The sequence below is a fragment of the Devosia neptuniae genome, assembly GCF_025452235.1.
Lineage (GTDB): Bacteria > Pseudomonadota > Alphaproteobacteria > Rhizobiales > Devosiaceae > Devosia.
On record NZ_CP104965.1, the window covers coordinates 3,997,435 to 4,012,257 of the forward strand.

The 14,823-nt window shown below is 63.7% G+C and carries 14 protein-coding genes; 5 read left to right on the forward strand and 9 right to left on the reverse strand.

The features are described 5' to 3' along the window. Positions 1-150 precede the first annotated feature (150 nt). Entirely contained in the window at positions 151-1,068 is a 918-nt protein-coding gene (locus N8A98_RS22460; RefSeq protein WP_262172112.1) for a LysR family transcriptional regulator, read from the reverse strand. Positions 1,069-1,237: 169 nt separating this feature from the next. Here N8A98_RS22460 and N8A98_RS22465 point away from each other — a divergent pair, with 169 nt between their 5' ends. Further along, positions 1,238-1,843, forward strand: coding sequence for an NADPH-dependent F420 reductase (locus N8A98_RS22465; RefSeq protein WP_262168653.1), 606 nt, complete (start codon positions 1,238-1,240; stop codon positions 1,841-1,843). A gap of 31 nt (positions 1,844-1,874) precedes the next feature. Beyond that, positions 1,875-2,609 (forward strand): SDR family NAD(P)-dependent oxidoreductase, encoded by a 735-nt coding sequence (locus tag N8A98_RS22470; RefSeq protein WP_262168654.1) that lies wholly within the window; start codon positions 1,875-1,877, stop codon positions 2,607-2,609. A 56-nt stretch (positions 2,610-2,665) separates the two neighbouring features. On the opposite strand, the gene N8A98_RS22475 is transcribed toward N8A98_RS22470, so the two are convergent. Continuing rightward, the gene (locus tag N8A98_RS22475; protein ID WP_262168656.1) at positions 2,666-3,535 is read right to left on the reverse strand and encodes an SDR family oxidoreductase; all 870 of its coding nucleotides are present in this window, start codon (positions 3,533-3,535) and stop codon (positions 2,666-2,668) included. A 104-nt stretch (positions 3,536-3,639) separates the two neighbouring features. Here N8A98_RS22475 and N8A98_RS22480 point away from each other — a divergent pair, with 104 nt between their 5' ends. After that, positions 3,640-4,533, forward strand: a complete 894-nt coding sequence (locus N8A98_RS22480; protein ID WP_262168658.1) for a LysR family transcriptional regulator — start codon at positions 3,640-3,642, stop codon at positions 4,531-4,533. A gap of 57 nt (positions 4,534-4,590) precedes the next feature. Here the strand turns inward: N8A98_RS22480 and N8A98_RS22485 are convergent, their stop codons facing one another. After that, on the reverse strand, positions 4,591-5,571 hold the full coding sequence (locus N8A98_RS22485) for an NADP-dependent oxidoreductase (RefSeq protein ID WP_262168660.1): 981 nt from the start codon (positions 5,569-5,571) through the stop codon (positions 4,591-4,593). Positions 5,572-5,748: 177 nt separating this feature from the next. Here N8A98_RS22485 and N8A98_RS22490 point away from each other — a divergent pair, with 177 nt between their 5' ends. Together N8A98_RS22490 and N8A98_RS22495 are read left to right on the forward strand one after the other, a co-directional pair. After that, on the forward strand, positions 5,749-6,789 hold the full coding sequence (locus tag N8A98_RS22490; protein ID WP_262168662.1) for a LacI family DNA-binding transcriptional regulator: 1,041 nt from the start codon (positions 5,749-5,751) through the stop codon (positions 6,787-6,789). 62 nt (positions 6,790-6,851) lie between these two features. After that, positions 6,852-7,769, forward strand: a complete 918-nt coding sequence (locus tag N8A98_RS22495; protein ID WP_262168663.1) for a phosphotriesterase family protein — start codon at positions 6,852-6,854, stop codon at positions 7,767-7,769. A 20-nt stretch (positions 7,770-7,789) separates the two neighbouring features. On the opposite strand, the gene N8A98_RS22500 is transcribed toward N8A98_RS22495, so the two are convergent. The 6 genes from N8A98_RS22500 to N8A98_RS22525 are packed head-to-tail and all read right to left on the reverse strand — an operon-like array spanning position 7,790 to position 14,776. Then, positions 7,790-10,021, reverse strand: a complete 2,232-nt coding sequence (locus N8A98_RS22500; RefSeq protein WP_262168665.1) for a glycoside hydrolase family 95 protein — start codon at positions 10,019-10,021, stop codon at positions 7,790-7,792. A 4-nt stretch (positions 10,022-10,025) separates the two neighbouring features. Continuing rightward, positions 10,026-11,087, reverse strand: a complete 1,062-nt coding sequence (locus N8A98_RS22505; protein WP_262168667.1) for an ABC transporter ATP-binding protein — start codon at positions 11,085-11,087, stop codon at positions 10,026-10,028. An 11-nt stretch (positions 11,088-11,098) separates the two neighbouring features. Beyond that, positions 11,099-11,554 carry a hypothetical protein gene (locus N8A98_RS22510; RefSeq protein ID WP_262168668.1) on the reverse strand — a complete coding sequence of 152 codons (456 nt, stop codon included), beginning with the start codon at positions 11,552-11,554 and terminating at the stop codon, positions 11,099-11,101. Continuing rightward, a complete protein-coding gene (locus N8A98_RS22515) occupies positions 11,551-13,116 on the reverse strand; it encodes an alpha-amylase family protein (protein WP_262168670.1) in 1,566 nt (521 codons plus the stop codon). Before N8A98_RS22515 ends, N8A98_RS22510 begins: the two co-directional genes overlap by 4 nt. 2 nt (positions 13,117-13,118) lie before the next feature. After that, positions 13,119-13,940, reverse strand: coding sequence for a carbohydrate ABC transporter permease (locus N8A98_RS22520; RefSeq protein WP_113123232.1), 822 nt, complete (start codon positions 13,938-13,940; stop codon positions 13,119-13,121). After that, positions 13,937-14,776, reverse strand: coding sequence for a carbohydrate ABC transporter permease (locus N8A98_RS22525; RefSeq protein WP_262168673.1), 840 nt, complete (start codon positions 14,774-14,776; stop codon positions 13,937-13,939). The genes N8A98_RS22520 and N8A98_RS22525 overlap by 4 nt, the downstream gene beginning before the upstream one ends. Between the last annotated feature and the right edge of the window lie 47 nt (positions 14,777-14,823).

The following is a 14,823-nucleotide window of genomic DNA, read 5'->3' on the forward strand; positions in this document are numbered from 1 at the left end:
GGTGGCACACTTTGGTCCACTTTTGGCCGTTCATCTTTTATAACACATTGAAATTGATATTCATTTTACCATGAAGATTGGGAACAGGCTCTCTAGCCAATCCTCCTTAAGTCCATGCCAGCCGCATCACTGATTCATTTTAGTGGTCTATCACTTCTTCTTAAGCTCGGGCTTCGGCGCGATTTCGGGATCCGGCCCCAGCAGGCGGGGGGCGTGTTCGGCTAGGCGTTGGGAGATGAAGTCGATGAAGAGGCGCACTCGTTTGGTGCGCCGGGTTTCGCCTTGGGAGAGAATCCACAGGGCGCCGTGCGAGCCGTTGAGCGTGGCGGGCGCACGCACGAGGTCCGGCTCGGCGTCTCCTACGAAACGGGGCAGCAGACCGATGCCCAATCCCTGGCGAAGGGCGGCGAGGTGAGTACTGGTTTCGGGGGCGCAGAACAGGCCTTCGATCGGGATTTCGCCGCAGAGCGCCCAATCAGGAGCCCGATCAGTCCCTTTGGATACCCACCTCACGTGCTGCAGCGCGCCTGCGGTCCATTGTTCGAGCAATGAACTGGACAGATAGGCGCCGATGCGCAGTTCCGGACCCTGCAGGCCATGCAGGTTAAGTGGCAGCGCTTCGCGGTCGAGCACAACGCGAAGCGCTACGTCGGCCTCGCGATTGGTCAGGTTCACCTTGGCTTCCGAGGACAGGATGGTCAGTTCCACCTCGGGATGGCGCCGGCAGAATTCGGCAAAATCGGGCATTAGCAGGTGCGTGGCTATGGTCTGGGCCATTGCGACGACCAGTGGGCCGCCAATGCCTTCGTCCCGCCCCCAGACCAGGCCCTCGAGCCGACTCGAGGACAATTCCATCTCCTCGGCCAGGGCCAGGACGTCGTGGCCCGAGCCGGTCAGTTGATACCCGGCCGGCTTTTTCTCGAACAGCCGCGCGCCCAATCGCCCCTCGAGTTGCGAAATGCGGCGCAGCACCGTGGTGTGGTTGACCTTGAGCCGCTCGGCTGCGGATCGCACCGATCCGCTTCGCGCGACCGCGAGAAAAAAGCGCACATCGTCCCAATCGATCACATTCAGTTCCTCTGCCAATGGCGCAGAATATCATGAGAGCCGAAATGGGCGTGGTGCGTTTTTGCACCACCGCTGTGTGGGGTTTCCCACTGAAGCCCGGGCGTGATCGCACCTAGCTCAGAGCCGGACGCGACGAGTTGTCCTGTCCATCAACAAGCAGGAGCAAGACATGAGCTTTGCCATTATCGGGGCCGGACGTATCGGCCAGGCGCTCGCCAAGGCGTTTGCGCGCAAGGATATCGCGGTGAGCCTGGCGAGCAGGACATCGCCGGCGCAATTGGCCGAACTGACCCGGTCGCTGGGAACGCAGGTGACGCCCGTTTCACTGAGCGACGCGGTCGCGGCGGACACGATCTTGCTGGCCATCCCGTTCTGGGCGCATCGCGAGGTGGCGCAAATCCTCACGGACTGGACCGGCAAGACGCTGATCGACGTCAGCAATGCCCATGGCGTGGACCCCAGTGAGTTGGGCGGGCTGCCGTCCTCGGCCGTGGTGGCCAATGCCTTTGCCGGCGCGAAACTGGTCAAGGGCTTCAACCATCTGGTGGCTTCTGTGCTGGCGCAGGACCCGGCAGTGCCGGGCGGCCGCCGCGTGGTGTTTCTGTCGAGCGATCATCCGCCGGCCAGCGAGCGCGTTCGGCACCTGGCGGAGCGGCTTGGTTTTGCGCCCGTGGAACTGGGCGGATTGGCGGAAGGCGGACTGCTGGTGCAGGCCAGGGGCACGAATTGGGGACCGCTCATCTTCCAGGATCTCGCCAAGGCCGAGCAGCGGTGAAAACAACCAATTCCAACGAAAGCAGCATGACATGAACAGACTGAATGGAAAGACCGCCGTGATCACCGGCGGCGCTACCGGCATCGGCCTGGCCGCGGCAAAGCGCTTTATCGAGGAAGGCGCCTTCGTCTTCATCTTCGGCCGCCGGCAGGACGCGCTTGATGCTGCCGTGGCCGAGCTGGGCCCCAATGCCCGGGCGGTGCAGGGCTCGGTCGCCGATCTGGCCGATCTCGACCGGCTCTATGCGGCGGTGAAGGCGGAGCGCGGAAGCCTCGACATCGTCTTTGCCAATGCCGGAGCCGGAAGCCAGCTGGCGCTCGGCAAGATCACTGCCGAGCATATCGACGACATCTTCGACACCAATGTGAAGGGTACGATCTTCACGGTCCAGCAGGCGCTGCCGCTGATGGGCCGGGGCGGTTCGATCATCCTGACCGGATCGAGCGCCGGCACGACGGGCGCTCCGGCCTTTGGCGCTTATGGGGCAAGCAAGGCGGCAGTGCGCAATCTGGCGCGGAGCTGGGCGGAGGACCTGAAGGGCACCGGCATAAGGGTAAACGTGCTGACGCCCGGCTCGATTGCGACCGAACTTGCAAGGGAAGCGCTGGGCGAGGAGGGCATGAAGGCCTTCGCCGCGATGAATCCGCTCCAGCGCATGGCCGATCCGTCGGAGGCCGGGGCGGTGGCTGCCTTTCTCGCATCGCCGGACAGCAGCTTCATGACCGGCAGCGAGGTCGCCGTCGATGGCGGCCTGGCGCAAGTCTGACCCCAAGCCGAACCGGGCGCTCCATTCGATTGATCGGAGCGCCCGGGGCCGGCGGTCTATGCCGAAGCAGCGATCTCGGAGGCGAAATCGCGATAGGAGCGCAAAGGACGGCCCAGCATGCCGGTGAGGCGCTCGACATCGCCTGCACTTGGCAGCATGCCGTCGACCAGAAAGCGCTCGGCCATCAGCCGCATATCCAGCGCCATCCAGCCGGGAGCATAATTGCGGAGGCTTTGTTCGAACGCTGCGGTGTCGTTGCCGCCGAAATGGATGATGCGCCCGAGCGCAGTGGACCAGATGGCGGCCACATCGGTGCCGGTCAGGATATCGGGACCAACCACGTTGATCCGCTCGAGGGGAAGCGGGGTGCTGGACCGCTCGCGCCGCAGCAGCTCGATGGCGGCGATTTCACCGAGATCGCGCGCGTCCACCATGGCGAGGCCTTTGTCGCCGATCGGCATCGGATAGAGGCCATGAGCGAGCACCACGTCCTTCACCGAAAGATCGTTGTTGATGAAGTAGGCGGGGCGCAGGATGGTGGCGTTGAAGCCCATCTGCTCAAGCATGCGCTCGACGCTGAACTTGCCGGCAAAATGGGGCACATTCACATAGACATCGCTGTGGATCACCGAGAGATAGACAATCCGCTCGATCCCGGCTTCGCGGGCCAGATTGAGGGCGATCAGCGCCTGGGTAAATTCGTCGGGTGCTACGGGATTGAGCAGGAACAGCGTGGACACGCCCGAGAAGGCGGCGCGCAAGGAATCGACATCGAGCAGGTCGCCCTTGATTGTGGCCACGCCGGCCGGAAGGTTGGCCTTCGATGGGTCGCGGACGAGCGCACTTATATCGGCGCCGCGTTTGATAAGCTGTTCGACGACATTGCGGCCGACGGTTCCGGTCGCGCCGGTAACGAGGATGGTCATGAGGATTACGCCTGCTGGTTTGAAAAACGATGACCAGCATTTAGTGATCCACAAATGCAGCGCTAGCTGTGATATAAGGACACGCTGTCTCATCGGTGAAACACATGGACCTGCTTGCACTCACTGACTTCAACCTGGTCGCCCGGCATGGCGGCTTCGGCAAAGCTGCGCGCGCGACGGGCCGCCCCAAGGCGACACTGTCACGGCGGGTGGCTGAACTGGAGGCGAGCCTGGGCCTACGCCTGTTCGAGCGTGGCTCGCGGGCGCCCAAGCTCACCGAGGAGGGCAAGGCCCTGCATGAGCGGACCGGCCCCTTGCTGACTGAGATTGACGAGACGGCTGCGGCGATTGCCTCGGGCGGCGACAGGCCACGCGGCAATCTGCGGATCAGTGCGCCGCTGAACTTCTCGCAAATTGCGATGGGCAAGCTCGCAGCAGGCTTCGCCCTCAGATATCCCGAGGTTCGGCTGGATGTGACGGCGGAAAATCGCGCCGTGGACATGATCGAGGAGGGGTATGACCTAACCATTCGCGTCAACCCACCTGCGGACCTGAGCCTGGTCGGGCGGGTGTTCCTGCATGACCGGATCGTTATCGTGGCCAGCCCGAAGGTGGTGCGGCCGCGCGACGGCAGCCCTGCCCCCGCTGTCGTATGGGGCCCGGATCGCGAGCTTGCTGGGTGGAGCGTCAAATCGAAGGTAGGGGCAGCGAGGATCGCATTCACCCCGGCGCTCAGCCTGTCATCGCTCAGCATGGTTCGTGATGCGGCCGTAATGGGCGCAGGCGCCGCACGGCTGCCGGTATCGCTGGTCAGCCATGATCTGGCCGATGGCCGCTTGGTGCATTGGGCAGATGTGGACGGCCCGGAGACGGTTTTGTGGGCGCTCTACCCGTCGCGACGTCTGTTGAACGCGCGGGTGGCCGCCTTTATCGACTATTTGAAAGAGGCTTTTCCGACGGGCGCTCCCGAAGAGCTGGCGGCCTTTATCCGCACTTGAATGCTACCGCAGCCGCATGGTGTGCGGCTGCGCATGGTCTAAGCCGGGCCCGGCTGGTCAGCGGGTGAAGTCAGCGACGATCTTGCCGGGCGCGTGGCCGGTGCGATTGCGCTCTATGGCAGCGGGCAGGTCTTCGAAAGCCACCACCTCGCCAATGCTCGAGCGCAGCGTGCCGGCGGCGACCTGCCGGGCGATCGTGGCAAGGTGTGCAGTATCGGGCCGCAGCGAGAACCAGATGCCATTGCGGCCCTCGGGCGTGCGGGCTGCCAGATCGGTTGCGGCGATGCTCACCAGCACACCACTTGCCCGCAGGATTGCCCAGGACTTGTCCACGACCTCCCCGCCGACAAGGTCGATGACGAAATCGATGTCGCTCACCACTTGCTCGAAGTTCTGTGTCCGGTAATCGATCACTTGGTCGGCGCCCAGGGCCTGGACGTGTGGCACGCTGCTGGTCGAGGCCGTGGCGAACACCGTCGCGCCAGCCGCCTTGGCGAACTGGACGGCGAAGCTGCCTACCCCGCCGGCCGCGCCGTGGATCAGCACGCGTTTGCCGCGCAGGTCGAATTCGGGGACCTGCAGGATTTGCCAGGCTGTCATGGCGGCGACCGGGATTGCCGCGGCGTCGATGTCTGACAGGTCCGCCGGTGTCTTGACGAGCTTTTCAGCGTCGATCACCAGATGATCGGCGTAAGCGCCGAGGCCACCCAGCGCTGCCATCACCCGGTCGCCAACTGCTACGCTTTTGACGTTGGCGCCGGTCTGCAGCACGATGCCGGACATTTCGATGCCAAGGGTTGCAGGCAAAGGCAGCTTGAACATGTCGCGGAGATAGCCTTCACGGATTTTCCAGTCGATGCCGTTTACGCCGGCGGCCTTGACCTGGACCAGCACCTGGTCGGGACCCGGTTCGGGGGCGGCGACAATGTCGACTTGCAAGCTCCCGGTGCCGCCATAGGCTTGCAGGCGCAGGGCCCGGCCGGAGCCAGGCGGGTGAGATAGTGGTGCGGCGCGTTCGAGGTTATTGGACGAGGTCATGGGTTTCTCCTTCATGGAGAAGATACGATCTCAAAATCCATTCGACAGGACCGCTAATCTGGACAGATCGTCTCACAGATGAGACGGTTTACGAGCTGGATGCGCATTCCCGACATTGGCTTTAGGCGCCGGCACCGGCTATCAAGGTTACTCGTGCCCCGCAGGATCAAACGTGCCATGACCAGTCGCGCCAATGCCCAACATCAGGTCCGCAAGCGGCCGGCCACCATCGTGGATGTGGCAGAGGCCGCGGGGGTGGCGATCGGGACGGTGTCGCGGCATCTCAATGGGCAGCCGGTGCGCGCAAGCAATCGCGACCAGATTGAGCGGGCCATCGCCGCGCTGGGCTATCGGCGCAATTCCACCGCCGTGGCCATGAAGACCAATACCAGCCGCATAGTCGGCTTCCTGGTGCCGGCGCTGGGTGAGTTTCATGCGGCCATGCTCGAGCAATTGTCGCGCCAGATGCGGCTGTCGGGGCGGGCCGTGCTGTCGTTTTGCCACAATACGCAGCCTGCCACGCTCCGCGAAGGGCTCGAGTTCTTTGCCGCGCATCGGGTAGATGCGCTGGTGATGGATGGCGAGGACAGCGTTCGCCAGGAAGTGCTGCAGCACATCGATGAGGGGCTGGTTGTCGTGCTGTACGACAATGACATTCCCGGCCTGCCGGTGGACCGGGTGTTCGTGGACAATCGCAAGGCGAGCGCGCGCGCCGTCAACCACCTGCTCGAGCTGGGGCATGAGCGGATTGCCACCATTCACGGCAGCCAGCGCGACTCGGCGGGCCGCGAGCGCCTGGCTGGATATCACGATGCCTTTGCCGCCCGCGGGCTGACCCCCGATCCCAGTTTGGTGGTGGACGGGCAATGGGGGGAAATCCGCGGCTACGAACGCATGCGCGACCTGCTTTCGCTCCCCAATCCGCCGACAGCCGTGTTCAGCGCCAATTACAACATGACGCTGGGCGGGCTGGCCTATCTGCATGAGGCGGGGATCGAAATCCCGCGCGATCTGTCGCTTGTCGGCTTCGACGACGTGCCAGCCCTGCGCCTGCATAAACCGGCAATCACGGCGGTGGCCCAGCCCATAGCCGAGGTCGCCGAGGCCATAGCGCGGATTGTCGACGCCCGGCTGGCGGATCCCTCGGCCATGGGGCGGCATGAACAGCGGATCGATTGCGGCATTACCTTGCGGGATTCGACACGCCGCCTGAAATAGTGGCGCCATGGACGAAGGTTTGCGAGACTACAGCTCCAGCCCAGCAGGAATGGCGTTTCACCATGCGATATCTCTATACGACCTTGGGGAAGATGCGGGCCGACCAGCTCGGCATGATTCTTCCGCACGAGCATGTTTTCGTCGATCTGCGAACGCCGGATCAGCCCGGCTATGCGCAGGCCAGCTCCGAGGCCGTGCTGGCCCTGATGGTGCCGCAGATCGAGGCCATCAAGGCGCTGGGGGTGACCGCGCTGGTCGAGTGTTCGACTGGCGGGGTCGGACGGCGGGCCGATCTCGATCTTGCCGTCAGCCAGGCGACAGATTTTCCGATCGTGGTTCCCACTGGCAATTATCGCGAGCCCTGGATACCGGCATGGGTGCAGGATGCCAGCGAAACCGCGCTGCATGACTGGATGCTGTCCGAACTGCAGGAGGGCATCGAAGCAAGCGGTGTGCTCGCCGGCTGGGTCAAGCTGAGCGCGGGCGATGACGGCATTACTGATCTCGAAAAGCGGATATTGCGCGCGGCCACCCGCGCTGCGACGGCAAGCGACGCGTTGATCGGCAGCCACACCATCCGCGGGCGCGTGGTGATGGACCAGCTCGACATCATCGAAGCGGAAGGCGGTTCAGCTAGCCGTTTCGTGTCCATTCATACGCATGCGGAGCCCGACTTTTCGCTGCATCGCGAGGTCGCCGCGCGCGGAGCCTGGATCGAATATGACAATATCGGCGCCGTTCCGGTCAGCGAAAGCGCCGACCTGATCCTGCGGGCTCTCGAAGCCGGACTGGGTAACCAATTGCTGATCAGCCACGACCGCGGCTGGTTCGACCCCGCGCTGCCCAATGGCGGCGTGCCCAAGCCCTACACCGTCGTCAGCACCGAACTCATTCCCCTGCTGATCAGCCGTGGCGTTTCGCAGGAAACGATCATCCAGCTCACCCACCATAATCCATTCAGGGCCTTCTCGCGGCCCTGAATGTCAATCCGTATTGCGGGCTAGAAGGATAGTGACGCCTGCCCGCTATCGGTCAGCGTGAATTCCTGCGAGCTTTCACCCCACCGGACGATTACGGTCTGCGGCCGGGTTGAGGTGATGCGCAGGCTGGTGGGGCGGCCATCGCGCCATTCCAGATCCAGCGTCAGGCCACCGCGGGCGCGCAGGCCCTGGACTGAGCCCCGGCGCCAATGGGAGGGCAGCGCCGGCAACAGGTCGAGCACGCCTTCGCGCGATTGCACCAGCATTTCGAGAATGCCTGCAGCGCCACCGAAATTGCCATCGATTTGGAACGGGGGATGGGCATCGAACAGGTTGGGATAGCTGCGCTGCGGGCAGAGCAGCAGCGCCAGCACGTCGTGGGCATGGTCGCCCTGCCCCAGCCGCGCCCACAGATTGATGCGCCAGCCAATGCCCCAGCCGGTGGCGTCGTCGCCGCGGATCTCGAGGGATCGTTGCGCGGCGGCGGCCAGTTCGGGACTGGTATCGATAGCGATCTGCTGGCTGGGATAGAGCCCATAGAGGTGGGAGACGTGGCGATGGTGCATTTCGGGCACCTCCATGTCCCAATCTTCCAGCCATTCCTGTAACTGCCCTGCCCGGCCGATGCGATGCGGCGGCAGCCGGTCGCGCGCGGCGCTGGCCTCCTCTTGCATCGGATCGGTTAGGCCCAATTGCGCGCTGGCATCGAGATAGGCGTCGAACAGATCGCGCAGGATCTGGTTGTCCATGGTCGGGCCGGCGCAAAGGGCCGCGCCATGCGGATGCAGGTTTTCCGGCGAGAGAGACGGCACGGTGACCAATAGGTCGGTGCCTGGCAACGGCTGCAGCGTATCGAGGAAGAAGCGCACCGCGCCTGTCAGTATCGGCAGCAGGCGCTCGACCAGGGCGTCGGGCCGACCGGCAAAGCTGGCATGATCCCACAATTGTGCGCAGAACCAGGCGCCGCCAGTGGGCCACAGGCCCCATTCGGCGCCATCGACGGGGCCGGTGGCGCGCCACAAATCGGTATTGTGATGCAGCACCCAGCCGCGGGCGCCATAATGGGCGCGTGCCATTTCGGCGCCCGTCACCGTCAGGTCTTCCACCATGTCCAGCAGCGGCTCGAAACATTCCGCCAGGTTCGCCGGATCGGGCAGCCAATAGTTCATCTGGGCATTGATATTGGTGGTGTATTTGCTGCCCCAGGGCGGCCGCGTCTCCTTGTTCCAGATGCCCTGCAAGGTGGTGGGCTGCGTGCCGGGGCGGCTGGAGGACAGCATCAGATAGCGGCCATATTGCACATAAAGCGCCGCCAATGCGGGGTCCCGGCCGTCGGCAAAGCGAGCGATGCGTTCATCGGTCGGCAGGTCCTGGCCGGGGCCCAGATCGATGGCGAGGCGGTTAAACAGGCGCTGATGCGCGGCGATGTGGTCGGCGCGGAGTGTGGCAAAGTCCTTACCGGAAACGGCTTGCCGCCGCGCCGCCAGCAGCGCCTCGGGATCGCCGGAGACATCGTCGAAGCGGCGGAAGGAGGTGGCGATGTCGAGGATGAACACCACGGCCGTCGCGTCGCGCACCACGAGGCGCCGCCCCCGGCGCTCGGCGGTGCCGCCTTCAAGGCGCATATCGACGCCGATGCCGAAGCGAAGCTGGCCCTCAATGCCATGCTTGCCGAAATTGGTGCCGCGATAATCAAGGCGCGTGGCGTCGCCGGTGAGCCAATCGCCGGTTTGGGGGCTATCGAGCCAGGCTTCGAACGCCAGTGTGCCAGGGCGCGCGGTCTCGACGCGCAGGACCAGCACATCATCGGCTGCCGAGATGAAGCTTTCGCGCTTGATCAGCGTAGTGGTGCCGCCCAGATAATAGCTGGTTGTGGCTACAGCGGTTTCAAGATCGAGTTCGCGCCGATAGCTGCCGGGCGCGGCCTCATGGCGAAATTCGAGGAAGAGATTGCCGGCCGGCTGGTAGCTCATCTGCAAATAGGGTTGCGCCATCAGATGCTGATTGGCCAGCGCCTGCGCCTCGGCATAGCGGCCGGCAAAGATCAGCTCCCGCACTGCGGCCAGATTGGGCAGCGCCGCCGGATTGACCGGCTGATAGGGCCCGCCGGACCACAGCGTGGCTTCGTTGAGCTGGATTTCCTCGCGGCCGATGGCGCCATGCACCATGGCGCCCAGCCTGCCATTGCCGAGCGGCAGCGCTTCGGTCCACTCCACTGCGGGGGACCGATACCAGAGATTAAGGGATGTCATAAAGTCAGTGTCCTGGACGTAAACGTTGGCCTGAGGCCGCAAAAACCATGCTGCGGGCGGCGTTGATGCCCACCTGCACATTGTCGCCGGCCTTAATGCCCGGCCTGTCGCGCACTTCCACCACCAGGGTTTCGCCCGATCCGGTCGTGCCATAGAGGTAGCGCGTGCCCCCCAGATTTTCGACGACATCGACCTTGACCATGAGGCTGGCATCACCCCCTTCGAGCACGAAATGCTCGGGGCGCAGGCCGACCAGCACGTCGCCGGCGTCGGCCAGGCCGGCCGCCGTCAGCACGGCGCCGGATGGCAGCTTGAGGCTGCCCTGGGTCAGTTCGGCGCGCAGGAAATTCATGCGCGGCGAGCCGATAAAGCCGGCGACGAACAGATTGTCGGGATTATCATAAAGCTCGTCTGGCGTGCCGGACTGGGCGATCTTGCCATCGCGCATCACCACGATCTTGTCGGCGAGGGTCATCGCCTCGGTCTGGTCGTGGGTCACATAGATCATGGTGGAGCCGAGCTTGTTGTGCAGCTTGGCGATTTCCACGCGCATGGAGACGCGCAATTCGGCATCGAGATTGGAGAGCGGTTCATCGAACAGGAAGACCTCCGGGTCGCGCACGATGGCGCGGCCGATGGCGACGCGCTGACGCTGTCCGCCCGAAAGCTGGGCGGGTTTGCGCTTGAGCAGCGGCTCGATCTGCAGCGTCTGTGCGGCAGCGGCCACGCGGGCCTCGATATCGGGCTTGCTCAGCCCCGCCATGCGCAGGGAGAAGCCGATGTTCTGCTCCACACTCATATGGGGATAGAGCGCGTAGTTCTGGAACACCATGGCGACGCCGCGCTCGATGGGATCGGCATCGTTGACGCGCTTTCCATCGATGATCAGGTCGCCCTTGGTGAGCGGCTCGAGCCCGGCAATCATGCGCAATAGCGTGGATTTTCCGCAGCCCGAGGGGCCGACGAAAACAGTGAAGGCGCCGTCATCGACGGTCAGGTTGAGATTGTCGATGACCTCGAAAGCGCCATAGGATTTGCTGACATTGCTCAGCGTTACGCTTGCCATTGTCGATCCTCCTAGGCTTGTTCGAACACGATAGCCGCGTGGATGCGCAGCCGATCCAGGGTGACGCCATAGGTGCCGTCGCCGAGGTCCTGCACCTCGAGATTCTGGCCGCTCACCGCTTCATAGGCGCGGGCCGGGCGGCTGGGCAGACGCACTGCAGCGCTGACCGGGCCGATGGCCGGAATATCCTCGATCATTTCCATGACGCGGGTGCCCTCCCCGTTGGGCACCGCCTTGCCGCGCACCTGGGGCGGGCCATAGAGCAGGTGCAGGATGTGCCGGTTGCGATCGGCTTGATGGGTCAGCGTCGCGCGGCCCGCCGAGGGCAGGTCCGTGCCCAAGGCAGGCTTGGGCAGCAGGCGCGACAACAGGGCCTTGACCACATGCCGGTACAGCGGCTGGCCGACATTGTGATAGATGCCGAAGATGGGATAGGCGATGTAGCCCACCCGCCCGGACAGCGTCACCGCCGCCCCAAGGGGCGCCGAGTCCGTATTGTCGGGCGCATGGGCGTGTGACGAGAAATGCTGGTAGCTGCGGTTGAAATAGGGGGCACGACCTGGCCCAGCACCTGGGCGTCCTGCGCCACGATCTGCTGGGCCGTGCCATAGACGACAAAGGGCGACTTGGTCAGTGCGGGGTCGAGCTCATTGCCCGAGCCGATATAGCTGGGCGTGAACGCCACCGGCCCCTCGCTACGGATACCGGCCGCGACGGCGAATTGCCCATCTGCACCCAGCGCCGAATTGCCTGACAGCAGCAGGCCGCCGCCCTGCCCTACAAAGGCGTTCAGCCGGTCGGCAAGCGCTGCATCCACGGGAATATCATCGGGCAGGATGATCACCGCATAGGGTGAAAAATCCGAAGTGCCGTCGATGACGTCGAAGGGGATTTTCAGCTCGAGCAGCATCTGGGCGGCGCCGGCATCGGCCGTGCTGTTGCGGTCGCCGGCATGGTGGAAATATTCCGAGGACAGGATGGCCACCTGCGACACCTGCTTTGCCGCCTCGATATAGGGTTCCAGCTTGGCGAGGCGGGCATAGGCCGGCGCAATCGACGCATAAGTATCGGCGTTGATGGCCCCATTGGGATGGAGCTGGTCTCCGACCAGGCATTTGGCACCCAGACTCGCCATCTGCGCGATTTCATATTCCAGCGCATCCGGGTGCTTGAAGCCGCCGAACTCGCCCCACGACAGATGGAACTTGCCGGTCTGTCCGAGGAAATCCATGCCCAGCGTTGCCGCATAGCGCGCGCTGGATGGGAAGTGGTCATAGCCCCAGCCACCGGTAGGCAGGCTTTCCAGCTCAAGATGGCTATAGGGCGCAAAGCGCTTGCGGCCCTGCTTATGGATGTGGCCGCAATTGTAGAAGATGCGCAGGCCCGGAAATTCGGCGTGCAAGGCGGCGGTCATTTCGGTGCGGAACACCTCGTTGACCCATTCGTCATTGGCCAGCCGATCCTCGGGCTTGGCCGGATCGAGCCCATGGGCCTCCATGCTGTCGAGGCATTCCTGGCATACGCAATCGGTGGCCAGCACGATGTCGAAGAACAGGCCAGGCGTGTCGTAATTGCGCACGACCTCGCGCGCATGCTCAAGCAGTTCGTCGCGATAGGCCTTGTGATTGAGGCACAGCGTGTGCCAGGCGGCCTGCAATTGGCCGGGATCGAAGCGGTTCCTGGTGGCGGACCGCACCCGCCATTCTGGATGCAGGCGCGCATTGCGCTCGTCCCATTGCACCGAGATATAGATCGGCGCCTCGATATCGGCGGCGGCCAGCGCCTTGACCATGTCGCCCATCAGATCGGGCCGGGCCAGATTGGGATGGGGCGCACCGACCTTGGTCGGGTAATAGGACCAGCCGTGGTGGCATTTGGCGAAGATGGTGACGCTATCCACATTGGCCGCCTTGAACGTGGCGACGAAATCATCGGGGTCAAAGGCGGCGCCGATACCCGGGATATGCTCGGAGGTGTGGAAATCGAGATGGATCTGCCGATAGCGGAGCGGCTTGTTGGTCACGGGCATAGTTATTCCTTGGCTCCGGTGCGGGTTTGCGAGCCGGCAGCAAATTGGCGTTGAAACACGACGAAAACGATGAGGGGCACGATGGTCGTGACGATGGCCGCGACCGAACGCAGGTCCCAGTTCATCTCATAGGTGCCGGACACCTTGGTGAGCAGGACGGGCAGCGGCACCATGGTGCGCAGATAGAGCATGGGCAGCAGCAGGGCATTCCAGCTCCACAGGAACTGCAGCACGCCCACGGCAAAGATGGGGCTGGTGGCATTGGGCAGCACGACATGCAGCAGGGTCTTGATCGGGCCGCAGCCATCGATCTTGGCGGCCTCGATCAGCTCCTTGGGAAAATCCTCGAGGAAATTCTTCACGAGGAAAATCGACCAGGCAAAGCTCATCCCGACATAGGGAATGAGCACGGCCAGGGGATTGTCGATCAGCTTCATGTCTCGCCACAGCGTGAACAGCGGGATGACCACGACCTGCTGGGGCAGCACGAAGGCGTTAATGATGATGATCAGCAGCAGCCGGCGCGAGCGGAACTTGAGAAAGTGGAAAGCATAGGCCGCCGCCGGCGTCAGCAGCATGGTGCCCAGCGTTGCCAGGGCCGCCAGCATGGCCGTGTAAAAGAACGACTCGGCGAGCGGATATTCCACCCAGACGCGCTGCCAGGCATCGAGCGTGAAGCGGATATTGTCGAGCCGCCACCAGCCCAGCGCCACGTCGGCGGGTGGCCGTATGGAGGTCAGCACGATGCCCAGCACCGGGACCACCCAGCACACGGCCAGCACGCCGACCACGATGACGGTCCACCACGGAACGCGACCGATCATTTCGCACCTGCCGTACGCTGGATGATGGCCGGAATGGAAATGACCAAGACGGCGACCAGCAGCACCACGGTGGCGGCGGCGCCATAGCCGAGTTTGAACTGGGTCATGGATTCCCGATACATGAAATAACCCACCGTTTCGGTGGCGCGCACCGGCCCGCCGCCGGTCATGACATAGATGATGTCGAAGGCCCGCAGCGCGCCCAACAGATTGATGAAAATCGCGACGCGGACGCCGGGCATGGAGAGCGGCACCATGATGTGCCGCATGATGGACATGGGCTTGGCCCCGTCCATATAGGCGGCCTCGAGCACCGTCTTGGGAATGCCCTGCACCGCTGCGAAGCACAGCATGAGCGGCAGGCCGACCCCGCTCCAGGAGGCCACGAAGATCAGCGACCATAGCGCCGTCACCGGATCGCCGAGCCAGGAATGCTGGAAACCCGGCAGCACATTGCCGATCAGCGAATTGAGCAGGCCGGCTTTGTCGGGCCGCAGGATATTGATCCACATATAGCCCGACACCGCCTCGGAAATGCCGAAGGTGACGAAGAACATGCCGCGAAATGGCAGGGTATGGCGCGGCGCGAAGGAACACAGCATGGCCAGTGTCCAGCCCAGCGACACCGAAATGAGCGTGGTGCCCAGTGTGAAGATCAGCGTGGTCAGCAGCGTATTGCGGAATGTGGCATCCGCGAACAGGGTCAGGTAATTGCCCAGGCCCACATATTTTGCCGGGGCCAGGCCCTTGATGTCGAAGAGCGACAGCCGGATCGTATCGATCAGCGGATAGACCACCGAAATGCCGAACAGCACGATGACGGGGGCGATCAGCAACCACGCCGCCGGCGTTTCACCGAGCCCTTTGCGCCCGCGCCTGACGA